The sequence below is a fragment of the Streptomyces sp. NPDC006134 genome (assembly GCF_040628835.1).
Taxonomy (GTDB): Bacteria; Actinomycetota; Actinomycetes; order Streptomycetales; family Streptomycetaceae; genus Streptomyces.
In genome coordinates, this window is sequence record NZ_JBEXTV010000004.1 from 180,934 (window position 1) to 206,365 (window position 25,432).

22 protein-coding genes and 1 pseudogene are annotated in these 25,432 nt (G+C 73.3%); 7 read left to right on the plus strand and 16 right to left on the minus strand.

Features of this window, described 5'->3' with window-relative positions; genetic code table 11:
• Positions 1-3: 3 nt before the first annotated feature.
• From ABZ340_RS04420 to ABZ340_RS04435, 4 genes are all read right to left on the minus strand, one after another.
• Entirely contained in the window at positions 4-1,065 is a 1,062-nt protein-coding gene (locus ABZ340_RS04420; protein WP_358780266.1) for a helix-turn-helix domain-containing protein, read from the minus strand.
• Positions 1,066-1,226: 161 nt separating this feature from the next.
• A complete protein-coding gene (locus tag ABZ340_RS04425) occupies positions 1,227-2,819 on the minus strand; it encodes an SPFH domain-containing protein (protein WP_358780228.1) in 1,593 nt (530 codons plus the stop codon).
• Between the two features lie 230 nt (positions 2,820-3,049).
• Positions 3,050-3,559: a hypothetical protein gene (locus tag ABZ340_RS04430; RefSeq protein ID WP_358780229.1), complete on the minus strand. Its 510-nt coding sequence runs from the start codon at positions 3,557-3,559 to the stop codon at positions 3,050-3,052.
• A 344-nt stretch (positions 3,560-3,903) separates the two neighbouring features.
• Positions 3,904-4,071 (minus strand): hypothetical protein, encoded by a 168-nt coding sequence (locus tag ABZ340_RS04435; RefSeq protein WP_358780230.1) that lies wholly within the window; start codon positions 4,069-4,071, stop codon positions 3,904-3,906.
• 294 nt (positions 4,072-4,365) lie between these two features.
• Here ABZ340_RS04435 and ABZ340_RS04440 point away from each other — a divergent pair, with 294 nt between their 5' ends.
• Positions 4,366-6,273, plus strand: coding sequence for an NAD-binding protein (locus ABZ340_RS04440; protein WP_358780267.1), 1,908 nt, complete (start codon positions 4,366-4,368; stop codon positions 6,271-6,273).
• Between the two features lie 157 nt (positions 6,274-6,430).
• Here ABZ340_RS04440 and ABZ340_RS04445 read toward each other — a convergent pair whose 3' ends face one another.
• Positions 6,431-8,269: a prolyl oligopeptidase family serine peptidase gene (locus tag ABZ340_RS04445; protein ID WP_358780231.1), complete on the minus strand. Its 1,839-nt coding sequence runs from the start codon at positions 8,267-8,269 to the stop codon at positions 6,431-6,433.
• Between the two features lie 143 nt (positions 8,270-8,412).
• Between ABZ340_RS04445 and ABZ340_RS04450 the strand changes: the two genes are divergently transcribed.
• Positions 8,413-9,297: an SURF1 family protein gene (locus ABZ340_RS04450; protein ID WP_358780232.1), complete on the plus strand. Its 885-nt coding sequence runs from the start codon at positions 8,413-8,415 to the stop codon at positions 9,295-9,297.
• Positions 9,298-9,332: 35 nt separating this feature from the next.
• On the opposite strand, the gene ABZ340_RS04455 is transcribed toward ABZ340_RS04450, so the two are convergent.
• The 5 genes from ABZ340_RS04455 to ABZ340_RS04475 all read right to left on the minus strand — a co-directional run bounded on the left by ABZ340_RS04455 (position 9,333) and on the right by ABZ340_RS04475 (position 15,598).
• Positions 9,333-10,592 carry a hypothetical protein gene (locus ABZ340_RS04455; protein WP_358780233.1) on the minus strand — a complete coding sequence of 420 codons (1,260 nt, stop codon included), beginning with the start codon at positions 10,590-10,592 and terminating at the stop codon, positions 9,333-9,335.
• A complete protein-coding gene (locus tag ABZ340_RS04460) occupies positions 10,589-11,164 on the minus strand; it encodes a SigE family RNA polymerase sigma factor (protein ID WP_358780234.1) in 576 nt (191 codons plus the stop codon). Before ABZ340_RS04460 ends, ABZ340_RS04455 begins: the two co-directional genes overlap by 4 nt.
• Before the next feature lie 659 nt (positions 11,165-11,823).
• Positions 11,824-12,927: an aspartate-semialdehyde dehydrogenase gene (locus ABZ340_RS04465; protein ID WP_358780235.1), complete on the minus strand. Its 1,104-nt coding sequence runs from the start codon at positions 12,925-12,927 to the stop codon at positions 11,824-11,826.
• Positions 12,927-14,204: an aspartate kinase gene (locus ABZ340_RS04470; RefSeq protein ID WP_358780236.1), complete on the minus strand. Its 1,278-nt coding sequence runs from the start codon at positions 14,202-14,204 to the stop codon at positions 12,927-12,929. The genes ABZ340_RS04465 and ABZ340_RS04470 overlap by 1 nt, the downstream gene beginning before the upstream one ends.
• A 173-nt stretch (positions 14,205-14,377) precedes the next feature.
• On the minus strand, positions 14,378-15,598 hold the full coding sequence (locus ABZ340_RS04475; protein ID WP_358780237.1) for a hypothetical protein: 1,221 nt from the start codon (positions 15,596-15,598) through the stop codon (positions 14,378-14,380).
• Positions 15,599-16,019: 421 nt separating this feature from the next.
• On the opposite strand from ABZ340_RS04475, the gene ABZ340_RS04480 reads away from it, so the two are divergent.
• The 4 genes from ABZ340_RS04480 (at position 16,020) to ABZ340_RS04495 (ending at position 19,204) form a co-directional block, all read left to right on the plus strand.
• Positions 16,020-16,391 (plus strand): hypothetical protein, encoded by a 372-nt coding sequence (locus ABZ340_RS04480; protein ID WP_358780238.1) that lies wholly within the window; start codon positions 16,020-16,022, stop codon positions 16,389-16,391.
• A 252-nt stretch (positions 16,392-16,643) separates the two neighbouring features.
• Positions 16,644-17,813, plus strand: coding sequence for an ABC transporter substrate-binding protein (locus ABZ340_RS04485; protein ID WP_358780239.1), 1,170 nt, complete (start codon positions 16,644-16,646; stop codon positions 17,811-17,813).
• 121 nt (positions 17,814-17,934) lie between these two features.
• On the plus strand, positions 17,935-18,936 hold the full coding sequence (locus ABZ340_RS04490; RefSeq protein ID WP_358780240.1) for a TerC family protein: 1,002 nt from the start codon (positions 17,935-17,937) through the stop codon (positions 18,934-18,936).
• 31 nt (positions 18,937-18,967) lie between these two features.
• Positions 18,968-19,204 (plus strand): hypothetical protein, encoded by a 237-nt coding sequence (locus tag ABZ340_RS04495; RefSeq protein ID WP_358780241.1) that lies wholly within the window; start codon positions 18,968-18,970, stop codon positions 19,202-19,204.
• Positions 19,205-19,312: 108 nt separating this feature from the next.
• Here ABZ340_RS04495 and ABZ340_RS04500 read toward each other — a convergent pair whose 3' ends face one another.
• From ABZ340_RS04500 to ABZ340_RS04510, 3 genes are all read right to left on the minus strand, one after another.
• On the minus strand, positions 19,313-19,972 hold the full coding sequence (locus tag ABZ340_RS04500) for a DUF5063 domain-containing protein (protein WP_358780242.1): 660 nt from the start codon (positions 19,970-19,972) through the stop codon (positions 19,313-19,315).
• A complete protein-coding gene (gene recR, locus ABZ340_RS04505; RefSeq protein ID WP_358780243.1) occupies positions 19,965-20,564 on the minus strand; it encodes a recombination mediator RecR in 600 nt (199 codons plus the stop codon). The genes ABZ340_RS04500 and recR overlap by 8 nt, the downstream gene beginning before the upstream one ends.
• 154 nt (positions 20,565-20,718) lie before the next feature.
• Complete coding sequence (locus ABZ340_RS04510; protein WP_358780244.1) at positions 20,719-21,063, minus strand: YbaB/EbfC family nucleoid-associated protein; 345 nt, start codon at positions 21,061-21,063, stop codon at positions 20,719-20,721.
• A 295-nt stretch (positions 21,064-21,358) separates the two neighbouring features.
• On the opposite strand from ABZ340_RS04510, the gene ABZ340_RS04515 reads away from it, so the two are divergent.
• Complete coding sequence (locus ABZ340_RS04515) at positions 21,359-22,177, plus strand: SLATT domain-containing protein (protein WP_358780245.1); 819 nt, start codon at positions 21,359-21,361, stop codon at positions 22,175-22,177.
• A gap of 101 nt (positions 22,178-22,278) precedes the next feature.
• Here ABZ340_RS04515 and ABZ340_RS04520 read toward each other — a convergent pair whose 3' ends face one another.
• The 3 genes and pseudogenes from ABZ340_RS04520 to ABZ340_RS04530 all read right to left on the minus strand — a co-directional run.
• Positions 22,279-24,243, minus strand: a complete 1,965-nt coding sequence (locus ABZ340_RS04520; RefSeq protein WP_358780246.1) for a serine/threonine-protein kinase — start codon at positions 24,241-24,243, stop codon at positions 22,279-22,281.
• Positions 24,244-24,321: 78 nt separating this feature from the next.
• The gene (locus ABZ340_RS04525) at positions 24,322-24,861 is read right to left on the minus strand and encodes a MarR family winged helix-turn-helix transcriptional regulator (RefSeq protein ID WP_358780247.1); all 540 of its coding nucleotides are present in this window, start codon (positions 24,859-24,861) and stop codon (positions 24,322-24,324) included.
• Positions 24,858-25,352: pseudogene (locus tag ABZ340_RS04530) on the minus strand (DJ-1/PfpI family protein); the annotation flags it as partial. The gene ABZ340_RS04525 and the pseudogene ABZ340_RS04530, both read right to left, overlap by 4 nt.
• Between the last annotated feature and the right edge of the window lie 80 nt (positions 25,353-25,432).

The window sequence follows — 25,432 nt, forward strand, 5'->3', positions numbered from 1 at the left end:
TACTCAGAGCGGTTTCGCCGGCCAGTCGAGCAGGCGGGCGCCGATCACCGCCGTCTGCAGGGTGTAGCGGTGGACGGGGTCGGCCGGGTCGGCGCCGGTCAGCTTGTGTATGCGGGCCAGGCGGTAGGTGAACGCGCGCACGCTCAGCGACAGCCGCCGGGCCGCCTCCGCTGCCACGCAGCCCGAGTCGAAGTAGGCGGTCAGGGTGTCGAGGAGCGGCTGCGGGCCGCCGCGGGCCTCGCGCAGAGGGCCCAGCGCGTTCTCCACCAGGTCGGCCATGGCCTGCCGGTCGCGGGTGAGGACGGGGTAGACGAGCAGGTCGACGGCGCGCAGCACGGGGTCGTCGAGCTCCAGACGCTCGGCGAGGTCGAGGGCGTTCAGGGCTTCCTCGTAGGACTGGACGACACCCGAGGCACCGGGCTGCGGGCGGCCGATCGCCACCTGGGCGCCGTCGGTGGCGGCGTACGCCTGCTTGGCGAAGTACGTCAGGACGTCGTCCTGGTCGCCGGGGGCGATGCAGACGAGGTGTCCGTTCTTGGTGGTGAGCAGGACGCTGCGGTCGCCGAAGCGGCCGATCAGGGAGCGTTCCACCGCGCGCGGGACGGGGTCGCCCTCGTCGTAGGCGACGGAGCCGCGCGCGACGGCCACCGCATGCGCGGAGGAGAGCCGCAGGCCGTAGCGCTCCGCGCGCTGGGCCAGCCGGCCCAGGTCGCTGCGGCCGTACAGCAGGTCGTCGATGAACTCCCGCCGGGCCGCCTCCTCCTGGCGTACGGCCTGACGCTGGGCCCTCTCGTACCCCTCGGCGAAGGCGTCGACAGCCTGGGCCACCGCCGCGAGCACGGTGTCCGGAGCCACACCGCGCGCCGTCGGCCAGTCGGTCCGCGTCACGGCCAGGTGGGCGCCGACCAGGGCGCGCAGTCCGAGGCCGGCCTCGGCGGCCTGCTCCCCCAGCATCCGGCGCGAGTCGAGTTCCTCCCGGGTGAGGCGCCGGCCGGTCGCGGAGACGTCGGCGAGGATGCGCGCGTATCCCTCCAGGTACTCCTCGGCGCCGCCCTGGCCCGCCATGTGTGTCCCCCCGGTCATGTGAACGACGTCGTTTCCTGACGTCTTTCTAACGCATGGGGGCTTGGGGCGGACGGGGCCGGTGCCGGTGCCGGTCGTGGGGCCGACACCGGCACCGGTCGCGAAACCGACACCGGCACCGGTCGCGGGGCCGGTGGCATCGGTCAACCGGTGATCTCGATCTTGCCGTTGGCCCGGTCCGCCGCCCGGCCGTCCGTCAGACCCTCCGCCCGGCCGTCCGCCCGGCCGTCCGGCCGGTCGCCCGCCGGTGCCGGGGTGTCCTGCGGGGCGTTCCGCCGCGTGACGTTCTTCAGCAGTTCCGCCAGGTCCACGCCCGTGGTGGAGGTGAGGAGTTCCATGCCCTGGGCCACGTTGTCGGCGACCGTGCGCGACAGGCGGCTCGCGCCGTCCGTGGAGATGACCGTCATCTTGTCGACCGCGCCGAGCGGTTCCGCCGCCTTGGCCACGACCTGCGGCAGCACCTCGACGAGCATCTGGAGCACGGCCGCGTCGCCGTACCGGCCGAAGGCGTCGGCCTTCTTCTCCATCGCCTCGGCCTCGGCCGCGCCCTTGGCGCCGATCGCCGCGGCCTCCGCCTCGCCCTCCAGCCGTACCGCCTCGGCGATCGCCGCACGCCGGGACCGCTCGGCCTCGCCCTGCCGCAGGCCCTCGACGGCCTCCGCCTCGGCCAGCGCGCTGCGCCGCTGCTTCTCGCCCTCACCGGTCAGGCGGGCCCGCTCGGCCTCGGCCTGTGCGGCGGCGATCTCGGCCAGGCGCTCGGCCTCCGCCTGCTTCACCCGGGCCACCCTGCGGGCCTCGGCCTCCTGCTCGGCGGCGTAGCGCTGCGCGTCGGCGGGCTTGCGGACCTCGGTGTCGAGCTGGCGGTCCTTCAGGGCGGCCTGCCGCGCGGCGACCTTCTCCTGCTCGGCGAGGATCTCCTGCTGCCGGGCCGCCTCCGCGAGGGGACCGGCCGCGTTGGCGCGGGCCGCGGCCTGGTCGGTCTCGGCCTTGATCTCCGCCTGCTTCAGGTAGAGCGTCCGCTGGGCGACCGCGATCTCCTCCTCCGCCCTCAGCCGTGCCTGTTCGGCCGCCCGGCGCGCCTCGGCCTCGGCGATGTCGGCGTCCTGCTTGGCGCGGGCCGCCTCGGGCCGGCCGAGGTCTTCCAGGTAGGAGCCCTCGGTGGTGATGTCCTGGATCTGGAAGGCGTCCAGTACGAGGCCCTGCCCGGACAGGCTCGCCTCCGCCTCCTCGGCGACCTGTCCGGCGAACGCGGCCCGGTCGCGGATGACGTCCTCCACGGACATCCGGCCCACGATCGCCCGCAGCGCGCCGGAGAGCACCTCCTGCGTGAAGCCGACGATGCCGTCCTGCTGCATCAGGAACCGCTGGGCGGCGGCCCGTATCGCGTCCTCGGTGCCGCCGACCTTGACGATGGCGACCCCGTCCAGGTTGGCCTTCACGCCGCGCAGCGTGACCGCGCCCCGCACGGCGACCGGGATGTGCCGCGAGGACAGGTCGAGGGTGAACTTCTGCTGCACGAACGGCACGACGAACACGCCGCCGCCGACCACGACCTTCTGACCGCTGTTGTCCGTGAAGACGCGGCCGGTCTCCGGATCGGTGGCCTTCTTGCCGCGCCGGCCCGTGACGATGAACGCCTCGCTCGGCCCGGCCACCTTGTAGCGGCTGACGACCACCAGCGCGATCAGCACCAGGAGTACGACGACTCCCACCACCGCGATCACGACAGGACTCATGACAATGCCCCCGAATCATAGAAATCCGACACGAAAAACCAACACAAGAAACCGACACGGGAAACTGGCACGGGAAACCGGCACGGGAAACCGGCACGGGAAACCGGCACGGGTAACCGACACGAAAGCCGGTGTGAAAAGCCGGCGCGGAAAACGGATGCGCAGCGGATGCGGAAACGGACGAGGAAGCGGACAGGGAAGCGGACGTGCGAGCAGGCGGGAGGCGGCGGTCAGCGCTCGACCGGCCGTACCACCACCGACGTCGCGCTCGGCGTCGCCTCGACCCACACCTCGGTGCCCCGCGCCACCGGCCGGGCACTGCGCGCCGCGCACTTGACCGGCTGGCCGGCGAGCCGCAGCAGCACCTCGCCGAACCCGTCGGCCGGGATCGGGGTCACCACCTTGCCCGAGACGCCGATCAGGTCCGCGGCGGCCGGGGCGACGGCGCTCCGGTCCCGCGTGAGGGCGCGGCCGAAACGGTACGTCAGCCAGGCCGTGCCCAGCCCGGCGAGCGCGCCGGCACCGGCGGCGCCCGTGGGACCCGCGATGCCGGTCCCCAGGGCGATGGCGCCGCCGAAGCCGGTCATCGCCACGAATCCGGCGACGACCGGCAGCGACAGCCACCCCTCGAAGGCGCCGGCCGGCGCTGCGTCGAACGCACCGTCGAGCACCCCGTCGAAGACCAGCGACAGGGCGAGCAGCACGACCCCCGTGATACCCAGCCCGAGGAACCAGGCCATGCGTGCCACCCCCGTTCCCGCCCGTCGCCGGTCTTCGGCCTGCGGGGATCGTCACACGCGGGGGCGAGCCCCGTCATTGCCGTGTTCCGGCAATCTTTACGCGTTCTTGATGCCGCTCCGCCGCACCATCGACGCCCGGACCGTCAGTGGCCTCCCGTGAGCTGCCCGGCCGGACAACCGCGCGGATCGACACGTCCCGCCCCACCGGCTGGACTCCGGGGCTCCATGGCTCCGAGGTCCCGGACCCCAGGCCCCGGAGCTCAGCCGTCATGGAGTCCGCCGCCCCGCCCGCTCCGGGCGTCCCCGACCGGACGCCCGGCGACGCGCCGGAGCGGCGGACGATCTCACTCCTCGCGCTCGTATTCGGCGTCGGACCGCTCCCGGTCGCGGTCCGTCTGCGCGCGCTGGTACAGGTCGTGGACGAAGCGGTCGGCGTCCTCCCGCGAGATGTCGGGGGAGAGAGTGCGCAGCCGGTCGGTCCACGGGTCGAGAGAATCGCTGGGCTGGGTCATGGTGCTGTCCCTGCTGTCCCGGAAGACGTGCGAGGCGGTGGCCGCCCTCACGCGCGGAGGCCACTGCTCCATCACACCTCCGCCGCCCCGAATCCGCATCCCGGCGACAGAGCGGCGACGCCGAGCCCCGGCCACCGGCCCCCGCCGGCCTCCGCCTGCACCCACCGACGATCGCCGACGATCACTCACGCCCCCGGTCAACCCCCTGGAACCACTCGCCCGTCTGAGGCAGTCTTCCGCCTCGTGGGGAGTGTTCCGAATCAGCGGGTGCCGGGCGACGTGCCGTCGGCGCACATGGTGGTGTGCGGCGACGACGGTCTCGCGCACCGGCTCGCGGCCGAACTGCGGGGCGTGTACGGCGAGCAGGTCACCCTCGTCGTACCGCCTTCCCGCGGCCAGGTGCGCCAGCCGGTGGTCGGGCGGGCCCGCGCGGTCTCGGCGGCGCTGTTCGACCGGGTCGTGAACGCGGCCGTCAACCGCACGGGCGGCACCGAGCCCGCCGGCGGCGGACGGGTGCTGGAGGCCGCGGAGGCGACCGAGGCGGTGCTCGCGGAGGCGGGCGTGGACCGGGCCGCCGCGCTGGCGCTCGTGTACGACGACGACGAGACCAACATCCGTGCCGCCCTCACCGCCCGCCGCCTCAACCCCCGCCTTCGGCTCGTCCTGCGCCTGTACAACCGGCGCCTCGGCCAGCACATCGAGGAACTCCTCGACCAGGCCGCCGCGCTGGCGACCGGACAGACCGGTCAGACCGGGGAAGTCCCGGCGCCGGGCTTCGACGCCTCCACCACCGTCCTGTCCGACGCCGACACCGCCGCCCCGGCGCTGGCGGCCACCGCGCTGGCCGGCACCAGCAAGGTCGTCGAGGCGGACGGGCTGTTGCTGCACGCGGTGGAACGCCGGCCACCGCGGCCCGGCGAGGTCGCCGACCCGGGGCTGTGCACGCTCGCCCTGCTGTCCGAGACGGCCAGCGACCCGGCCGGCGCCGACGGTTCGGAGGGCAGCGGCGACCAGGGGCCCCAGCTGCTGCCCGGCGCGGCGGCCGTGGCGGCGGCCACCGGGCGCGGGACCGTGGTCCTGGAGCGGGTGACGTACTCCGGTCCCTCCCTGTCGTCCGGGCGCGGCGGCGTACCGCCGCTCGGGTCGCTGTTCTCCCGGCGGCTGCGGTGGTCGCTGGCGGGGCTGGTGGGCTGCGTGGTCGCGCTCGCCGTCGCCCTGACCGTGGTGACCGGCGACCACCCGCTGCACGCCACCTACGTGACGCTGCTGGACCTGTTCGCCATCAACGAGCCGGCCCTGGACCAGTCCACCGGCCGCCAGATCCTCCAGTTGCTGTCCGGGCTGGTGGGACTGCTGTTGCTGCCGGTGCTGCTGGCGGCGGTGCTGGAGGCGCTGGGCACCTTCCGCAACGCGTCCGCGCTGCGCAAGCCGCCGCGCGGACTGGGCGGGCACGTGATCCTGCTCGGTCTCGGCAAGATCGGCACGCGGGTGCTGACCCGGCTGCGCGAGCTGCACATCCCCGTGGTGTGCGTCGAGGCCGACCCGGAGGCGCGGGGACTGGCGGCCGCGCGGCGGCTGCGGGTGCCGGTGGTGCTCGGCGACGTCACCCAGGAGGGCGTCCTGGAGTCCGCCAAGATCCACCGCGCACACGCCCTGCTCGCCCTGACCAGCGCGGACACCACCAACCTGGAGGCGGTGCTGTACGCCCGGTCGGTGCGGCCCGACCTGCGAGTGGTGCTGCGGCTGTACGACGACGACTTCGCGACCGCCGTGTACCGCACCCTGCGCGCCGCGCACCCCGGCGCGCTCACCCGCAGCCGCAGCGTGTCCCACCTGGCCGCGCCCGCGTTCGCCGGGGCGATGATGGGCCGGCAGATCCTGGGTGCGATCCCGGTCGAGCGGCGGGTGCTGCTGTTCGCCGCCGTCACGGTCGGCGGGCACCCCCAGCTGGAGGGCAGGACCGTCGGCGAGACCTTCCGGCCGGGGTCCTGGCGGGTACTGGCGCTGGACACCTCCGCTCCGGACGAGCGCCGGGAGGGGCCCGCCGAGGAGCCCGGCACGGACGTACGGCCGTCGGGTCTGGTGTGGGACGTCCCCGACACGTACGTGCTGCGCCCCGGGGACCGGGTGGTGCTGGCGGCGACCCGGCGGGGGCTGGCGGAGCTGCTGGGCCGCAGGAGCCGGGAGCGGGCGGAGGCGTGACCGGGCACCGGTCCGGCCACCCCACCGACCGAGGAGCCCCACCACCCGAGACGCCCCACCACCCGAGACGCCCCACCGACCGAGGAGCCCCACCGACCGAGGAGCCCCACCGACCGAAGGACCCTGCCCCCCGAGAAGCCCCACCACCCCGTCACCGTCACGGCAGATGACGCGCCGCGAAGTCCAGTTCCAGCCGGACCTGCTTGATCCGCTCGTCCACCACCAGGGAGCCGTGCCCGGCGTCGTAGCGGTACACCTCGTGGACCGCTCCCCTGGCCTCCAGGCGCTTGACGTAGTTCTCGATCTGGCGGATGGGGCAGCGCGGGTCGTTGACGCCGGCCGAGATGTACACCGGGGCCTTGACCCGGTCGACGTACGTCAGCGGCGAGGACGCCTCGAAGCGCTCCGGAACCTCCTCCGGGGTGCCGCCGAGCAGGGTGCGGTCCAGGGCCTTCAGGCCCTCCATCTCGTCGTGGTACGCGGTGACGTAGTCGGCGACGGGGACCGCGGCGATGCCCAGCGCCCAGTCGTCCGGCTGGACGCCGAGGCCGAGGAGGGTGAGGTAACCGCCCCAGGAGCCGCCGGTGAGGATCAGGCGTGCGGGGTCGGCCAGCCCGGACGTGACCGCCCACTCGCGCACCGCCGCGATGTCCTCCAGCTCGATCAGGCCGACCCGGTGCTTGAGGGCGTCGGTCCAGGCGCGGCCGTACCCGGTGGAACCGCGGTAGTTGACCCGGACCACGGCGTACCCGTGGTCGACCCAGGCCGCCGGGCCCGCGGCGAAGGAGTCGCTGTCGTGCCAGGTGGGGCCGCCGTGGATGTCGAAGACGGTCGGCAGCGGCCCGCTCGCGCCCGCCGGCTTCTGGACGAGGGCGTGGATCCGTCCGCCGGGGCCCTCCACCCACACGTCCTCCACCGGCACCGAGCGCGGGGACTTCATGCCGGGCGGGTCCAGCACGACCCGGCCCGTGGTGGAGCGGACCGCGGGCGGCTCGGCGGCCGAGGACCACAGGTACTCCACGCTGCCGTCCGGGCGGGCGGTCGCGCCCGACACCGAGCCCGCCGGGGTGGGGACCTCCACCAGCTCGCGGGTGGCGAGGTCGTAGCGGAACAGCTCGCTGCGGGCCTCGAAGCCGTGCACGACCAGCAGGCCGCTGCCGTCCGGGTACCACTCGGCGCTCACGTCGCCGGGCAGCTCCAGCGCGAGGTCGGTCTCCTCTCCCGTCGCCACGTCCCACACCATCGGCTCCCACCGGCCGCGCCGCTGGTGGCCGACGAGCAGCCGGGTGTCGCCGTCGACCGGCGCGAAGCCGAGCACCTCCAGGCCCAGCTCCTCGCTGCCGCCCTTGGTGTCGTCGAGCTCGGCGACCGTCGTGCCGTCGGGACGCAGCACGCGCAGCGCGGAGTGCATCGCGTCACCGTGCTCGGTGTGCTCGATGGCGATGAGCGAGCCGTCGTGGGAGAGGTCGCCGACACCCGCCGACTCGCGGTGGCGGTAGATCTCCACCGGCGCCTCACCGGTGCGTGCGAGGTGGATCGTCGTCCCGTCCTCGTCCGTGGAGCGGCCGATCACCGCCGTGCGCCCGTCCCGGCCGAGGGCGAGACCGGCCGGGTAGGAGGGGTCCAGGCCCGGTGCGGCCAGCTCGTCCTCGCCGCCCTCGAACGGCTGGCGGCGCCAGACGCCGAACTCGTCGCCGTCCTTGTCGTCGAACCACCAGATCCAGGCGCCGTCCGGCGAGAGCACCCCGTCCGTCGTGCCGTTGGGCCGGTTCGTCACCTGCCGCTGCTCGCCGGTCGCCCGGTCCCACGCGTACAGCTCGTACGTCCCCGTCGCGTTCGACACGAACAGGGAGCGGTCCGGGGCGTCCTGCGCCCAGTCGGGCAGCGACACCCGGGGCGCCCGGAAGCGCTTCTCCCAGTCCGGCATCTCCTGCCGGCTCGCCCGGCCCTGCTGCTTGCGCTCATCCGGTGAGACGGATCCGTTGCTCTCAGTCATGGCCCCATACTGCCGCGCCGCACCGACATCGCGCCGACCCCTCCCCCAGCCTGTGGAAAACTCCACCGCCGGCTCCGCGCGCGTCCGGGCGAAAGAGCGGGCCCCGCGACCGGTTCCCCGCCCGGGCCCCGTACCGTGGGGGCGTGTACCGGTTTCTGCTGACGCCCCGCTGGTGGGGGATCAACGTCTTCGTGCTGCTCGCCATCCCCTTCTGCATCTTCATGGGGTCCTGGCAGCTGGGCCGGTTCGAGGACCGGGTGGACGACCACCGCACCGCCGAGGCCCAGGCCACGTCGAACCGGCACGAGGCCGCCCGCCCGCTCGCGGAGCTGCTGCCGGTGAACAAGGCGACCGTCGGCAAGCAGACCACCGCGACCGGCCGCTACGACCGGCAGCTGCTGGTCCCCGACCGGACGCTGGACGACCGGCGCGGCTCCTACGTCCTGACGCTGCTGCGCACCGACTCCGGCCGGGCCCTGCCCGTCGTACGGGGCTGGCTGCCCGGCGAGCCCGACCCGGCGAAGGTGCCCGCCCCGCCCACCGGCGAGGTCACGGTCACCGGAGCGCTCCAGGCGTCGGAGACGCCCGGCAGCAACGGCGTCAGCGCCCGGGGCGGTCTGCCGGCCGGGCAGACCGCCGTGATCAGCGCGGCGTCACTGGTGAACCTCGTGCCGTACGACGTGTACGACGCGTGGGTCACGCTCAACAAGGGCGACTCCGGCATGACGGCCGTACCGGCGAGCGCGGCGCAGGACACCGGCCTGGACCTGAAGGCGTTCCAGAACCTCGGTTACACCGCCGAGTGGTTCGCCTTCGTGGGCTTCGTGATCTTCATGTGGTTCCGGCTGTTCCGCCGCGAGGTGGAGTTCGTCCGGGACGCGGAGCTCGGTCTGCTGCCCGAGGAGCACGGGGACGAGAAGCCGGGAAGCGGACAACCGGAGAGCGGACAACCGGGGCAGGAGAAGCCGGAAGCCGAGAAGCCGGAGGCCGAGAAGCCGGAGCAGCGTCCCAGCCCATCCGGGGTGTGACGGGCCGGGACGGGCCGGGACGGGCCGGGCCTCGGTCAGGACTCCGCCAGCACGCCCGTCCAGTACACGGTCCCCGCGCAGGCGCCGGTCACCGTGGCCGTCGCCGAGGCCGCACCGGTCTCGGCGGTGTAGGTCACCGCGACGCTCCCGTCGGCCGTGCCGTCCTCGGTGAGGAGCTGGGTCGTGGCGCCGGTCTCGCCGCCCCCGGTGGTCGTACCGGCGGTCTCGCTCGCGTCCTCGGTGGGCGTCGGGTCCGGTGAGGGACCGCCGGTGCTTCCGCCGGTGTCGCCGCCGGTGGTGGGACAGGTCTCCGAGGGCACCCAGGCGAACCGCACCTCGTAGGAGGCGCCCGGCGCGAGCGCGAGCTGCGCGGCCTCCAGCGACGGGTCGGGCAGACCGGCCGCGGCGTCCCCGGCGACGTGCCGGGCCGTGCCGATCCTGGCCGGGTCCGCGGCACCCTGCGGCGCCACGCTGACGCTGCCGGGGCCGCCGACGGTACAGCCCGCGGAGGAGACGTTGGTGACCCGGAAGGAGCCGTAGACCGTGCCGGTGGAGTCGGGGGCACCGCTGCTGGCGGTGGCCGAGCCGAGCTGGTCCGCCGCGCACAGGGGCGTATCGGCGTCGGCGCTGGCCGAGGGACCGGCGCCGCCGGTCGTCCCCTCGGTGCCGGAGCCGGGCTTCTCGGTCTCCTCCTTCTCCTGAGGACCGGCCGTCTCCTTGCCCTCGGCCCGCTGGGAGGAGCCGCCGGTGGCGCTCCGCCCGCCGGCCGGGTCCTTGCCCTCGCCGGTGCCGCCCTGCGCCTGGGAGGCGTGGCCGGCGACGGACGGGTTGGCGCCGTCCCCGGTGGAGCCGGTCACGTGCACCAGGGCCGGGATCGCGGTGCCGATGAAGAGGGCGGCGGCCGCCATGCCGACGACGGCCTGCCGCTTGCGGGCCCGCCGGGCGGGCACCGCCTGACGCAGGTACTCCAGGGTTCCGTCGCGTGGCTCCACGTCCCGCACCGCCTGGTGCAGCAGCCTCCGCAGCGCCAGCTCATCGGCGACGAGCCCACCGGACACGGGCTCACCAGGCCCACCGGACGCGGGCCCGCCGGACGCGGGCCCGCCGGATGCGAGGCCGTCGGGCCCCGGAGTGTCGGGGCCCTGTTCGTCGGGGCCGTGTTTCACAGTTCCGTTCCCAGCGTGCGGTTGCTTCGGCTCTTGCCCGGGCGAGGCGGTCGGCCCGGGCGGCCCGAACGTTTCCTCGGGTTCGCGTCGGTCGCGGGCGACATGCCGCGCATCGTGACCCTCGCTCATGCCGGCGCCTCCATGGCCAGCCGCAGCGCCGCGATCCCGCGTGACCCGTACGCCTTCACCGAGCCCAGCGAGATGCCGAGCGTCTCGGCGACCTGCGCCTCGGTCATGTCCGCGAAGTACCGCAGGACCAGGACCTCGCGCTGGCGGCGCTGGAGGCCCTTCATGGCCCGGATGAGGGAGTCGCGTTCCAGCTGGTCGTAGGCGCCTTCCTCGGCGCTGGCCATGTCGGGCATGGGCTTCGACAGCAGCTTCAGGCCGAGGATGCGGCGGCGCAGCGCGGAGCGGGAGAGGTTGACGACGGTCTGGCGGAGGTAGGCCAGGGTCTTGTCGGGGTCGCGGACGCGTTTGCGGGCGGAGTGGACCCGGATGAAGGCTTCCTGGACGACGTCCTCGCAGGAGGCGGTGTCGTCGAGGAGGAGTGCGGCGAGACCGAGCAGCGACCGGTAGTGGGTGCGGTAGGTCTCGGTGAGGTGGTCGACGGTGGTGCCCGCCACCACGGTCTCCTCGGCGCCGTCGCGCTGATTCGGTATGCGGGCGGGCCGCGCTGCGGGCATGGGCGCGATCACCGGCATGCCACCGGACGCGCCGGCTCCGCCTGAGCGGACGGGCCGGACGGGCCGGCGGGGCGGCCGGAGGGCCGTGCCGCGCGACGCTGGGGATACCCCCTGCTCGAAGAGCCTGGGGGTGAAGTCGAGTACCTCTGCCACGCCAGTTGGACACGCGTCCCCCCATGAGGGTTGTACGTGCCGGGCGTCATGTCCGCGCCGGTCCCGGCGCACCCCGTCGCGGCCGGCCGCGTTCTCGCGTCAGGCAGCACAACCGACGGCGCATCAAATGCCCTCATGCGTCCCGCTCTTCCCCTATGTCCCATGCGAGCGGGCGTCCCCACGCCCGCTCCTCGGCGTCCCCACGCCTGAAATGAAGCGCTCCCACGCCCCGGAGGACGACCGCAAAGACGCACCCCGCTCTCCGCGTGGTTGCGGGGGATCGGGGAGGAAATCTTCTGACGCCGCAGGGGCCCGGTACACGTGAACCGGAGACCACCGGCTCATGTGCGGTCCACAGATCCTACAAATGTTTTCCGCCGTGGCCAGGGGTCTTTCCGGTATGCGGTCTCAGACGTACTCAGACGTACTCAGGCGTACTCGGACGCACGCAGACGCACGCAGACGCACTCGGGCACGCAGGGGGACTCGGGCACGCAGGGGGACTCGGATGCCCTCAGATGCACTCAGGCGAACTCCGCCGCCACCAGCTCTGCGATCTGCGCGGTGTTCAGCGCGGCGCCCTTGCGCAGGTTGTCACCGCACACGAAGAGTTCGAGCGCCGTCGGGTCGTCGAGCGCCCGCCGCACCCGGCCGACCCAGGTGGGATCGGTGCCGACCGCGTCGGCGGGGGTGGGGAACTCCCCGGCCTCCGGGTTGTCGAACAGCACCACTCCGGGGGCGGTGGCCAGGATCTCCCGGGCCTTGCCGACGGTGACCTCGCCCTCGAACCGGGCGTGCACGGACATCGCGTGCGTGGTGATCACCGGCACCCGTACGCAGGTCACCGCCACCGGAAGCTGCGGCAGTCCGAGGATCTTGCGGGACTCGTCCCGCACGTTCATCTCCTCCGACGACCAGCCGTCCTCGCGCGGCGACCCGGCCCACGGCACGACGTTCAGCGCGACCGGCTCGGGGAAGGGGCCGGTGGCGTCGCCGACGGCCCGCCGCAGGTCACCGGGGCTGGTCCCCAGCTCCGTACCGGCCACCAGGGACAGCTGGCGGCGCAGGGTGTCCACGCCCGCGCGCCCGGCCCCGCTGACCGCCTGGTACGAGGAGACCACCAGCTCGCGCAGTCCGTACTCGGCGTGCAGCGCGCCCAGCGCGACGATCATGGACAGCGTCGCGCAGCCGGGGCCGGCGACGATCCCGCGCGGGCGGATGCGCGCCGCGTGCGGGTTCACCTCGGGCACGACGAGCGGCACGTCCGGGTCCATCCGGAACGCGCCGGAGTGGTCGACCACCACCGCGCCCTTGGCGGCGGCGACCGGCGCCCACTGGGCGGCGACCTCGTCGGGTACGTCGAACATGGCGACGTCGACGCCGTCGAGGGCCTCCTCGGTGAGCGCGACCACCTCGGTCTCCTCGCCGCGCACGGCCAGCTTGCGGCCGGCCGAGCGCGGGGAGGCGATCAGGCGGATCTCGCCCCAGATGTCCGCGTGCTGGGACAGGATCTGGAGCATGACGGTGCCGACGACGCCGGTCGCTCCCACGACGGCGAGCGTCGGCCGCCCGGCCCGTCCCGGACGGTCCGGCCGTCCGGGACGTTCAGGGCGTTCGATGCCGGACATCAGCGGCCGGTGCCTCCGTAGACGACGGCCTCGTCGCTGTCGGAGTCGAGCCCGAAGGCGGTGTGCACGGCGCGGACGGCCTCGGGGACGTCGTCCTTGCGGGTGACGACCGAGATGCGGATCTCGGAGGTGGAGATCAGCTCGATGTTCACGCCCGCGTCGGACAGCGCGGTGAAGAAGTCGGCGGTGACGCCCGGGTTGGTCTTCATCCCGGCGCCGACCAGCGAGATCTTGCCGATCTGGTCGTCGTAGCGCAGCGAGTCGAAGCCGATGGTGCCCTTGTTCCGCTCCAGGGCGTCGATGGCCTTGCGGCCCTCGGTCTTGGGCAGCGTGAAGGAGATGTCCGTCAGGCCGGTGGCGGCGGCGGACACGTTCTGCACGACCATGTCGATGTTGATCTCGGCATCGGCGATCGTGCGGAAGATCGCGGCGGCCTCGCCCGGCTTGTCCGGCACGCCGACGACCGTGACCTTGGCCTCGGAGGTGTCGTGCGCGACACCGGAGATGATGGCCTGCTCCACCTGCTTGTCCCCTTGGTTGATCGGCTCGCTGCTGACCCAGGTGCCCTGCAGTCCGCTGAAGCTGGACCGGACATGGATCGGGATGTTGTACCGGCGGGCGTACTCCACACAGCGGTGGAGCAGCACCTTGGACCCGGAGGCGGCCAGTTCGAGCATGTCCTCGAACGAGATCCAGTCGATCTTCCGGGCCTTCTTCACCACACGCGGGTCGGCGGTGAACACACCGTCGACGTCGGTGTAGATCTCGCACACCTCGGCGTCCAGCGCCGCGGCGAGCGCGACGGCCGTGGTGTCGGAGCCACCGCGCCCCAGCGTGGTGATGTCCTTGGTGTCCTGGCTGACGCCCTGGAAACCGGCGACGATGGCGATGTTGCCCTCGTCCAGCGATTCACGGATCCGGCCCGGCGTGACGTCGATGATCCGGGCTTTGTTGTGGACCGAGTCGGTGATGACACCTGCCTGGCTGCCGGTGAAGGACTGGGCCTCGTGGCCCAGGTTTTTGATCGCCATCGCCAGCAGGGCCATGGAGATCCGCTCCCCGGCGGTCAGCAGCATGTCGAGCTCGCGCCCGGCAGGAATGGGGGAAACCTGCTCGGCGAGATCGATCAGCTCGTCCGTCGTGTCGCCCATCGCGGAAACCACGGCGACCACCTGGTGGCCGTTCTGCTTGGCTTCCACGATCCGCTTGGCGACGCGCTTGATGCCCTCGGCATCGGCTACGGAGGAGCCTCCGTACTTCTGCACGACAAGGCCCACGTGCGCTCCTCGCTCAATCCGTCTCTTTCCGCCCGTACGTAGATGTACAGCGGTCGGCTCAGTCTATCGAGCGTCCGAAAATCCCCTTCCTGATATCGCATGGTGAGATTTCGGCGCCCGTCCAGGCAGGTACATGCCCCGAGGGGCGCCGGTCACTCGGAAAGTGCCCCGCGTCACACCCTCACGGACGCTCGACGACCAGGTCCTTCCGGCCCGCGCAGGCGGCCAGGGCGCGGATGTCGCCGGGGTCGTCGGTGAGGATCGGGGCCTCGTCGTACGCGATCGAGGCGAGGACGACGCCGGCATCGACGACGCCGGAGGTCTTGTTCTTCCGGCAGAGGACGGCGGCGGCCTTCGCCATGGCCTCCGTCAGCGGCAGCACCTCGCAGCCGTGCAGGACGCGGTGCAGCCCCGCCGCCTTCGGACGCGTGTCCCAGCCCTGGGCCGGCACCCCGGCCGGGACGACGGGTGTCTTCCCCCGGCTCCTTGGCCATGGCCTCGTCGGTGAGCGGCTCGTCCGCGAGTTCCTCGCGGCAGTTCTCGCAGATGCCCCGATCGATCTTCACCGTGCGTTCGTCCTGGTCGCAGGTGGCGCAGGCCATGATCACGCGGGTCACGCGGGTCACGCGGGCACGCGGTTCGCTCTTGTGCGGGGGCATCTTCGTCTCCAGTCGTCGGCGGGCGAGTCCGCCCGGGTGGGTGACCGTGGGCGGAAGCCCCTCGGTCAGGGCACGGGTGATGCCGTTCGGCGTCGCGCCACGGGACAGCCACTCGGCGGCGAGGGCTTCGAGGGAGCGGCAGTCGCCCTCGGAGAGCGGCATACGGGGTTCGGCGGCGCGGAGCCCGGCGAGGGTCAGGTACGCGACGCTCTCCGGCTCGGCCTCCGGCTCCGGTTCGGGGGCGGGAGCGGAGGCAGGTACGGCCTCGGCGGCGTCCGGCTCCGGCGCCTCGCCCTCGACGCGGGCCAGGCCCGGCTGGTGGTCCCGGGTCACGTCCTTGCCGTGGCGCTCCCGCGCGAACTGCGCCCACCACTCCGGTGACCTGCGCGTCCGTGACCAGTACGTGCGCGTGACCCACCGCATCGTGTTGTCCTCGACGGTGATGTGCTCCTTGATCCACCGCAGGTGGCCGGCCTCGGTGATCCGCGACAGCGACGTGCGCATCGCCTGCCGGCCGTACCGGGGGTGCTCCGCCGCGAGCACCTTGTGGCCCATCGCGTGGCCGGTGTCGAGGTGGTCGATGCAGACGGCGATCTCGGCGTCACGCGGGAGCAGGTGTGCGAAGTCCGGGTCCGCGTGCGGGCCCTCGTCACCTGCGAGGCGTTTCCCGTACCCCGTTTTGGCCATGGGGTAGGACGGGGACGGCAGGGCGGGGCCAGGGTGGGCGTGAGCCACGATCGAAGTCTCCGTTCGATCCGCAGGTCTAGGCCCCGGAGCCGGTGTTGGTGCACCGCCCGGGGCCGATCTGTTTGGCCGCCGCGCACCTAGAGCCGCTTTACGTTCCGGCGCAAGCCGATCACGGAACGTCACTCTTTCGAGGTAGGGCGCCTCAACTCGGCTCAGGACTCGGTTGGTTGGGTTGTTCAACCAGACCAGAAAAACCCGGAAAACCCAGGGGAAGAGCTCGAAGCCCGGAGCTCAAGCTCCGGGCTGAACTGCGGCGATGAACGCCCCGTGATCCGGGGGGAGTTGGCCTCCGGCGAGGATTTTTCAGATGACTTTTCAGGAGAAAACCGTGTCTGTCTGCCTCACTGTCGTTAGTTCTGATGAATCGGCCGAACGGGCCGGTCCGGTCCAACGGAAGGAAACAGCGCGAATGTACGGCGCACGGCGTTTGGCGGCGGTGGCCTCGGTGGCGGGGATGCTGATGGCGGCATCGGCCGGCATGGCCTCGGCGCAGGGTGGGGATCGCGACGGGGGACCCGGCGGTCTGCTGTCCAACGTGTCGGGCAGGAACTCCTCCGGCCACGCCAACCTCTGCGGCACGGGCAAGCTGGCCCTCTTCAAGGACCGCACCTGTGTGACCAAGGACGGCGGCCACAAGGGCGGCGGGGACCGGGTGGGCCCCAGCGGCGGCATCCTGTCCAACCTGGTCTTCGCCCGCAACGCCTCCGGCCACAGCAACAACTGCGGCAACGAGACGGTCTCGGTGATGAGCCGCACCACCTGCGTCACCGTGGAGCACTGAGACACCTGAGACATCCGAGACATTTGAGACCTCCGAGATCTCTGAGTTCTCTGAGGTATCTGAGGTATCTGAGATCCCTGTGACCGCCGAGGCCACTGAGTCGGCCACCGGACCAGGCAACAGAGATCAGGACGGCGAGCAGTGACGGGAGCCGGTGACCGCGACATGGCGGTCACCGGCTCCCGCGGTACGAGGAACGGCAGAAGGCGGGCAGTACAGGTGGAGTTGTCGTCGACGCGACTGTGTATCGGTGTGGTGGCGCCGCTGACGGGGCGGCTGGCCCCGTTGGGGAAGCCGCTGTCGTACGTGCTGGGCGCGCTGGCGCCCCGGCTGCGGCACGTCCGCAACGGCGGTCGCCGCCACGAGGTGTCGATCGCCGTGCGGGACAGCCGTTCCGACCCGGAGGCGGCCCGGCAGGCGGTGCGCGACCTGGTCGCCGAGGACCGGGCGCAGATCGTGCTGACCATGGCCGGGACCCGGGTGCTGCCCGCCGTCGCCGACACCTGCGAGGAGGTGGGCGTCCCCTGTCTGTCGACCACGTTTCCCTGGCAGGCGTACGTCCACGCGCGCGGCGCCGGCCCCGCGCACCGCTTCCGGTGGACGTACCACTTCGCCTGGGGCCTGGACGACATCGCCGCCGTCTTCGCCTCCCTGTGGGAGGGGATCGGCGGGCGGGGCCCCGTCGGCTGCCTGTGGAACGACGACCTGCAAGGTGATCTGCTGCGCCACGACCGGTACGGCTTCGCCCCGGTGACGTCCGCGCGCGGGCACACCCTGGTCGACCTCGGCCCCTACCGCGAACCGGCCGGCGACTTCGGCCCGCAGGTCGGCCGGATGCGTGAGCACGCGACCGAGGTGATCACCAGCGCCGCCACCGCCGCCGACCTGGCCCTCTTCCACCGCCAGGCCCGGCAGGCGGGTCTGCGGCCCCGGCTGATCACCTGCTCGCGCTGGCTGACCTACCCCCACACCCACACCACCCCCGCCCCGGACGTCCACGCCGAGCTCGCCGACGCGCGGGTGGCGACCCTGGTCTACTGGAGCCCCGACCACCCCTACCGCTCCAGCCTGGACGGCACCACCTGCGCCGAGCTCGCCCGCTCCTACCGGCAGGACACCGGCGAGTCCTGGCTCCAGCCCCTGGGCCTGGCCCACGCCCTGTTGGAGACCGCCCACCACGCCCTCGCCACCGCCGGGGACCCCGCCGACCGCGCCTCCGTTGCCGAGGCCCTCGCCACCGCGCGCCTCGACACGATCGCCGGGCCCCTCGACTGGACGCGGGGGCCCACGCCCAACATCGCCCTCCTGCGCCTGACCGGCGGACAGTGGCACCCCGGCCCGCAGGGTCCCCGCCTCGCCGTCGTCACCGACGCCGGGAACACCGGCGTCCCCCTCACCGGAGAGCTCACACCGGCGCGGTGAGAAGGAGGAGGAGGAGGACGGTGGCCGCCGCGCGGCGGGCGTACGGGAGGACAACCGCCACCGCGTGCCTCATCCTGGGAGGAAGACTGCCGGTCGACGTGCTCGACGAAGGGCCGGATCCGTGCATGACGTGCCGATGTGGCTGTGGATGGTGTTCGCCGTCACCGTACTGGTGTCGCTGGCGGTCGACCTGCTCGCGCACCGGCAGGCGCACATCATCGGTTTCCGTGAGGCCGCCGCGTGGAGCGGGGTCTGGGTGGGGCTGGCGATCGTGTTCGGCGCCGCCGTCTTCCTCGTGGTGGGGACGACCGCGGGGGTGGAGTACACGACCGCGTGGCTGCTGGAGAAGAGCCTGTCGGTCGACAACCTCTTCGTCTTCGCGCTGATCTTCGGCTACTTCCGAGTGCCGCGCGCCTACCAGCACCGCGTGCTGTTCCTCGGTGTCCTCGGCGCGCTGGTCTTCCGCGGTGTCTTCCTCGCCGCCGGTGTGGCGGTGGTCAGCCGCTTCACCGCCGTCCTGTTCGTCTTCGCCGCCATCCTCTTCTACAGCACGTACAAGATCCTCAGGGAGGAGGAGGGCAGTTTCGACCCCGGCCGGAGCATCGCCGTCCGCATGCTCCGCAAGGTCGTGCCCGTCCGGGACGAGTACGCCGGGGCCCACTTCTTCGTCAAGGAGGCCGGGCGGCGCGTGGCCACCCCGCTGCTCGCCGTCGTCGCCGCGATCGAGGCCGCCGACCTCGTCTTCGCCGTCGACAGCGTGCCGGCCGTCCTGGCCGTCAGCAGCGACGCCTTCATCGTCTACACCAGCAACGCCTTCGCCATCCTCGGCCTGCGCGCCCTGTACTTCATGCTCGCCGGGCTGCTCGACCGCTTCCACTACCTGAGCAAAGGGCTGGCGCTCATCCTCGCCTTCATCGGCGTCAAGCTCATCCTCCAGGCGTCCCACAAGCTGATCAGCGCCGACGTCCCCGAGATCCCCTCGCCCCTCAGCCTCGCCGTCATCGTCGTCGTCCTGGCCGTCTCCGTCGGGCTCAGCCTGCTACGGCCCCCGCCCGGCCCGGCGGACACCGGTTCCCCGTCCTCGGCCTCCCCCTCCGAGAAACCAACACCAAAAGACCCCTAAAAGCGGGCAAAACGGACGTAAAATGTCGACTATGGACCCCGTACAGAAATCCCGGACGCGCCCCCGGAACCCTTACGTCTGCCGCTCCTGCAAACAGCCGGTGGACGCCGTCGTGGAGCGCCACAAGAACATGGGCGTCTTCGTCCCCTACTGGGTCGCGGGCCCCTGCCACAACCCACGCTGCGACCAGTACGTGCCGGAGCAGGTGCCGATCAGCTCGGTACGCGGCGCCACCTGGAAGAACCTGGCCGGCTGGACCCACCGCTGACCGCCACCGGCCACCGCTGACCACCACTGGTCACCGCTGACCACCACTGGTCACCGCTGACCCCGGTGGCCGCCACCGAGGCCGCGTCCACTGGAGCCGAGGCCACGCCTACTGGACCGGCCGCAGGCCCAGCGGGCCCGCGATCTCCTCGACCATCACCCGGCCGGCCTCCGCCTCCAGCGCCTCGTCGCCGAGACCCTGGTCGGTGTCGAGGCCGTCCAGTTCCTCCAGGGGCTGGTTCAGGCGGACGTGGGCGACGACGGACTGCAGCGCCCGCAGGGTCGCCGAAGCCGTCGAACCCCAGTTGGAGAAGTAGGAGAACTGCCACCACCACAGCGCTTCCGTGGTGCGGCCCGCGCGGTAGTGGGCCATGCCGTGGCGCAGGTCGGTGATGACGTCGGTGAGGTCGTCGGAGATACGGGCCGGGACGGGCGCCCTGCGGGGCTCGTAGGGGTCGAAGACCTCGGAGTAGACGTCGACGGGGTCCAGGAGGCGGGCGAGGTTCTCGCGCAGTTCGTCCACGTCCTGCTCCGGGCCCGGGTCGGGCTCGTAGCGCTCGTCGGGGACGATGTCCTCGTGGGCGCCCAGCCGGCCGCCTGCCAGCAGGAGCTGGGAGACCTCCAGGAGGAGGAAGGGGACCGCCGAGTCCGGTTCGTCGCCCTTGGCGACCTCCGTGACCGCGACCAGGAAGCTCTCGATCTGGTCCGCGATCTGCACCGCGAAGTCGTCGGGGTTCTGGTGGGTCGCGTGCAGCGTGGCGTCAGACATCTAGGAGTCGTCTCCCCTCGAAGGCGCGGCCGAGGGTCACCTCGTCCGCGTATTCCAGGTCGCCACCCACCGGGAGGCCGCTGGCCAGGCGGGTGACCTTCAGGCCCATGGGCTTGATCATGCGGGCGAGGTACGTGGCCGTGGCCTCGCCTTCGAGATTCGGGTCCGTGGCCAGGATGAGCTCCGTGACCGTCCCGTCGGCCAACCGCGCGAGAAGTTCCCGTATACGCAGGTCGTCGGGGCCGACACCGTCGATCGGGCTGATCGCGCCACCGAGGACGTGGTACCGGCCGCGGAACTCACGTGTGCGCTCGATCGCCACGACGTCCTTCGGCTCCTCGACGACACAGATGACGGCCGGGTCGCGGCGCGGATCGCGGCAGATGCCGCACCGCTCCTCCTGTGCGACGTTGCCGCAGACCGCGCAGAAGCGGACCTTCGCCTTCACTTCCATGAGGGCCTGAGCGAGCCGCCGCACGTCGGCCGGTTCCGCCTGGAGGATGTGGAAGGCGATCCGCTGCGCGCTCTTCGGACCGACGCCGGGCAGCCGCCCCAGCTCGTCGATGAGGTCCTGGACCACGCCTTCGTACAACGGACTGCCGTCCTTCCTGAGGTTCCTTCACTACGTACGGTAGATGCCCGCGGATGTCTGAGAAAGCCGTCCCGGGAAGCCACCCCGGAAAGCCGTACCGGGGAACCGGCCCGGGAAACCGGCCGTCTTCCGGGGCGGCCCCGGCGGCGCCGGGTCAGAACGGCAGGCCGGGGATACCGCTGCCGCCGCCCAGGCCCTGGGCGAGGGGGCCGAGCTTCTGCTGCTGGAGGGTCTGCGCGTTCTCGTTGGCCGCCTGGACGGCCGCGACGATCAGGTCGGCGAGGGTCTCGGTGTCCTCCGGGTCCACCGCCTTGGGGTCGATCTCGAGGGCGCGCAGCTCACCGGAGCCGGTGACGGTGGCCTTCACCAGGCCGCCGCCCGCCTGTCCGCCGACCTCGGTCCGTGCCAGTTCCTCCTGCGCCCGAGCCAGATCCTGCTGCATCTTCTGGGCCTGCTGGAGCAGCTGCTGCATGTTGGGCTGGCCACCACCGGGGATCACGATCAGCTCCTCTTCCGGGCTCGTTCGTCACGGGTTTTCCCGTTCGGCACGAGCCTACGTGGTCCGGGCGGCGCTCGCCCCGGCACTCTTTCGAGTGATTCGGTCATCCGCCCTATATCCGATCAAGGCCCCCTTCCGGGCGGTAAGGCGGCGAAACCCAGGTCGCCGCCACCCATTGAGCGGTAGGAAGAGGGGCGGCGCGTCAGCCACAGGGGTCCTCAGGTGTCACGCGTGCGCCACAGGGTAGTCACGCACGGTGATCAACGTGTTCTGTCGTGAGCGGTAGGGAGTGCGGGTGGGTCAGCCGGAGATGCAGCCCGAGAGGACGCCGCGGGACGGGCGAGACGGACGGGACGGGCGGGGCGGGCGGGGCGGGCCCGGTGGGCCCGGTGGGCGGAGCGGGCGCGACGGGCGAGGCGAGAGGGCGGCCGGGCTCAGGCCGGGCGACCTGACCGGGCGGGCGTTCCCGCTCGGGGACTGGGGGCAGCCCGCCGAGCGGCTGGACGAGCTGTACCGGTGGGTGGAGCGGGGGGCGCTGGACACGGCCGCCTGGTATCTCGCGGACCGGGCGGGGAAGCGGCGCGCGGCACGGGCGCTGCGGACGGGCGCCGCCCTGGGGGCGGTCACCGGGGCGGCACTGCCGCTGCTGGACATGACGGGCGTGGTGGGCGGGGTCGCCCCCTGGGGGTATCTCGCGCTGCTGCTCGGGGTGGCGTGCGTGGCCGGGGACCGGTTCTTCGGGGTGACCTCGGGGTGGATGAGGGACGTGGCGACCGCGCAGGCGGTGCAGCGCCGGCTCCAGGTGCTGCAGTTCGACTGGGCCTCCGAGAGCATCCGGGAGGTGCTGGGGCCGGCCGAGGGGACGGCGAGCGAGGCGGCGGAGCGGTGCCTCGGGGTGCTGCGGCGGTTCTCGGAGGACGTGACCGAGCTGGTGCGTACGGAGACGGCGGACTGGATGGTGGAGTTCCGGACCGGGGCGGCGCCGCTGGGAATCCAGTCGTCGGTGCCCGGCGGGCCGCGGCCGGAGCAGGGGGCGGCGAGCGGCCGGTTCGCCCTCCCGCCGGGGGCCGCCCGGCCGAACATGCCGCGGCAGCGGCCGCCGGAGCCGCGCTGATCTCTCTTCCGGGAGCCTTCGGACTTCCGTCTCCCAGGAGACCCCCAGGAGACCCCGGATCGCCCGGAAGCCCTCGGAAGGGCTCTTCGAGGGCGGGCGGCTCACTCCCTCCGGTACGTCAGGCTCCCCTCCGCTCCCGTGTGCACGCGCTGGAGCCTGCCGTCCGGCAGCAGGGTGACCCGGGAGGACTCCCCCGGGGTGCAGGAGGAGCGGGGCTGCCCGACCGTCACGGTGGACGGGCCGATGCGCAGCGGGCCGTCGGGGCCGGGATCCGACGTCAGCTCGGCCTCGAACACGCAGTGGTAGGTGCCGTTCCCGGCGGGGCCGTCGGCGACGAGGGACAGCACCGTGTCGCCCACCTCGCCCTGCCGGATGGTCAGCCGCCGGGTGTGCCGCCCCGCCGCGTTGTCGATGGTCGTCGTCCAGGTGCCCAGGTAGTCGGCCGGGACGGCGCCGTCCGCCTCCGTGGTGGCCGGGCGGGTCGTGGACTCGGCCGGGGACGGGGCGGCGGGCGTGCTCGCGCCGGGCGTGTCCGTTCCCGGGGCCGGGGGCGCGCTGGTGGGCGGGGCGGTCGTGGGACCGCCGTCCGCCAGGTCGCCGCCGCCGTTCATCAGCGCGTACACCGTGCCGCCTGCGGCGAGCGCGACGACGAGGGCGACCACGACGAGCAGCACGGTGGTACGGCCGCCCGGCCGCGGCTCGCGCGGCGGGCCGTAGGGCGGGGTCGAGCCGGGCGGCGGGGGCCCGTAGGGCGGGGTCGAGCCGTACGCGCCGCCGTACGGAGCCGGAGCCGCGTACGGCTGCTGGTACGGGCCCGGCGTGCCGGGGGCCGCGCCCCAGGCGCCGGGCGCGGCGGACCGGGGGTGCGGCTGCGGGTGGCCGTGGGCCGCGGGGTGGGCGGGCGGCGGGGCCGGGGTGTTCTGGCCCGCGATCAGGGTGGGGAGGTGGTCGAACGGGGTGCCGCCGCCCGGCCGTCCGGGCGGGGGCGGGCCGGGGGTGCCGGACGGGTCCGGGCCGGGCGGCGGGTGCGGGCCGCCGTCCTCGGCGGCGGGCCCGTGCTCGGGTACGGCGCCGCCGGGCGGTGCCGTACCGGCCGCCGTACCGACCGCCGTCCCGTTGCGCGGCGCGGCGCCCGCGCCCGGCCCTTCCGGGTGCTCGGTGTCCAGCAGCCGTACCGCGTGCCGTCCGAGCTGGGCCACCAGGGCGCTCGGCAGCCACGGGTCGCGTGAGCGGCCGTCCACGACGGTGTCCCCGGCGCCGGTGCGCTCCAGGACCTCGTCGAGCCCCGGCCGGGCGGCCGGGTCCTTCTTCAGGCAGGCGCGGACGAGGTCGGCGATGCCCTCGGGCACGCCCTGGAGGTCGGGTTCCTCCTGGGCGATGCGGAACATCAGGGCGTGCACCCCGCTGTCGCTGGTGCCGAAGGGCAGCGTGCCGGTGGCGGCGTAGGCGAGGACCGAGCCGAGGCAGAAGACGTCGCAGGCGGACGTGACGCGGTCGCCGCGCACCTGCTCGGGCGCCATGAAGCCGGGCGATCCGACGAGCGCGCCGGTGCGGGTGAGCCCCGCGTCGGTCACGCTCTGCAGGGCTCGCGCGATGCCGAAGTCGATGACGCGCGGGCCGTCGATCGTCACCAGGACGTTGGACGGTTTCAGGTCGCGGTGCACGATCCCGGCGGCGTGGATGTCCTTCAGGGCGCGGGCGAGCCCGGCGGCGAGGATGCGGACCGACCGCTCGGGCAGCGGCCCGTGGTCGTGCCCGACGACCTGCTGGAGGCTGGGCCCGGCGACGTATCCGGTGGCCACCCACGGCACGGCGGCCTCGGTGTCGGCGTCCAGCACCGGTGCCGTCCAGTGCCCGCCGACCCGGCGGGCGGCCCGCACCTCCTGCCTGAACCGCGCCCGGAACTCCTCCTGCGCGGCCAGCTCCTCGCGCACCAGCTTCACGGCGACCGTGCGTCCCCGGTCGGAGCGGGCCAGATAGACGTACCCCATCCCGCCGGCGCCGAGCCGCGCCAGCAGCCGGTAGGCGCCGATGCGGCGCGGGTCTCCCGGCCCCAGTCTCTCCATCGTTGCGCCGCCTTCCCCCGTACCAGAGCAACAGATCGAGAATAGTGCGGGGCCGGGTTCCGGGGACCCGGGCGTCGTCTACGGTTCCGTAACAGGCGACTTGGGCGTGCCGCGCACGTCACGCACGTCGTGTGCGGCAGGTGCGCCGTGCACGCCGTGTGCGTCGAGTGCGTCGAGTGCGTCGAGTGCGTCGAGTGTCGCGGACAGGCGTTCGAGTGCCTGAACGGCGTCGGCCAGTTCCGCCTCGCCGTACGCCTCGGCCAGGCGCTCGGCGAAGGCGGCGTGCCCCGGGTCGATGCGGGCGACGGCGGCCCGGCCCGCGTCGGTCGGCGCGAGCAGCTTGGCGCGGCGGTGGGCGGGGTTGGGGCGGTACTCGGCCAGGCCCTTCTCCACCAGCAGGTCGGCGACGCGCTGCACGCTCTGCCGGGTGATGCCCATGGCGCGGGCGACGCCGGAGACGGGCAGCGGATCGCGGAGCACTGCGCCGAGCACCTGCCACCAGGCGGCGGTCAGCCCGGCGGGCCGGGCGAGCTCCTCGGCGAGGGCGAGGAACTGCCCGTTGAGCCGGAAGACGCCGAGCGCGGCCCGGCTGAACAGGTCCTGGCGCTCCCGGCTCACCGCGTGCCCGCCTTCTCCAGCACGGCGTACGCCTCGGCGTCGGAGTCGTGGAACAGGCGGTACCAGGCGTCGAGGACCTCGCCCTCGTACACGCCGAGCAGGCGCAGGATCTCGCGGGCGAAGGCGACCGGCTCGGTGGGGCCTGCGGTGACCAGGCCGCCGTCGGTGACCGCGTCGGCCTCGACGTACCGCGCGCCGCCCGCGTAGCCGGTCGCGGCGAGGTAGAAGGGGGCGGCGCTGGTGTGGGCGCGGTCGTCGAGCAGGCCCTCGCGGGCCAGTCCGGCGGTGGCACCGCAGATCGCGGCGACGGGCACACCGGCGTCCAGGAAGGCGCGGGCGGCGCGGGCGAAGGGCGCGAGATCGTCGCCCGCGTCCCACAGGTCGGCGCCCGGGAGGATCAGCAGGGAACTGTCCTCGGGGCGCAGCTCCTCCAGGGCGGTGTCGGGCAGGACGCGCAGGCCGCCGATGCTGGTGACCGGGCCGGCGGGCGGGTTGGCGACCGGGCCGGTGGCCGAGTCGGCGGACGGGCCGATGGACGGGTCGGCGGACGGGCCGATGGACGGGTCGGCGG

Excerpts from the sequence above, each read along its gene's own strand:
- ABZ340_RS04455 (WP_358780233.1), bottom strand. The coding sequence starts at position 10,592 with ATGAGCGAGGGTCACGATGCGCGGCATGTCGCCCGCGACCGACGCGAA.
- ABZ340_RS04440 (WP_358780267.1), top strand. The coding sequence starts at position 4,366 with ATGGTGGTGTGCGGCGACGACGGTCTCGCGCACCGGCTCGCGGCCGAA.
- ABZ340_RS04460 (WP_358780234.1), bottom strand. The coding sequence starts at position 11,164 with ATGCCGGTGATCGCGCCCATGCCCGCAGCGCGGCCCGCCCGCATACCG.
- ABZ340_RS04420 (WP_358780266.1), bottom strand. The coding sequence starts at position 1,065 with ATGGCGGGCCAGGGCGGCGCCGAGGAGTACCTGGAGGGATACGCGCGC.
- ABZ340_RS04480 (WP_358780238.1), top strand. The coding sequence starts at position 16,020 with ATGTACGGCGCACGGCGTTTGGCGGCGGTGGCCTCGGTGGCGGGGATG.
- ABZ340_RS04430 (WP_358780229.1), bottom strand. The coding sequence starts at position 3,559 with ATGGCCTGGTTCCTCGGGCTGGGTATCACGGGGGTCGTGCTGCTCGCC.
- ABZ340_RS04495 (WP_358780241.1), top strand. The coding sequence starts at position 18,968 with ATGGACCCCGTACAGAAATCCCGGACGCGCCCCCGGAACCCTTACGTC.
- ABZ340_RS04500 (WP_358780242.1), bottom strand. The coding sequence starts at position 19,972 with ATGTCTGACGCCACGCTGCACGCGACCCACCAGAACCCCGACGACTTC.
- ABZ340_RS04425 (WP_358780228.1), bottom strand. The coding sequence starts at position 2,819 with ATGAGTCCTGTCGTGATCGCGGTGGTGGGAGTCGTCGTACTCCTGGTG.
- ABZ340_RS04520 (WP_358780246.1), bottom strand. The coding sequence starts at position 24,243 with ATGGAGAGACTGGGGCCGGGAGACCCGCGCCGCATCGGCGCCTACCGG.
- ABZ340_RS04465 (WP_358780235.1), bottom strand. The coding sequence starts at position 12,927 with ATGTCCGGCATCGAACGCCCTGAACGTCCCGGACGGCCGGACCGTCCG.
- ABZ340_RS04445 (WP_358780231.1), bottom strand. The coding sequence starts at position 8,269 with ATGACTGAGAGCAACGGATCCGTCTCACCGGATGAGCGCAAGCAGCAG.
- ABZ340_RS04435 (WP_358780230.1), bottom strand. The coding sequence starts at position 4,071 with ATGACCCAGCCCAGCGATTCTCTCGACCCGTGGACCGACCGGCTGCGC.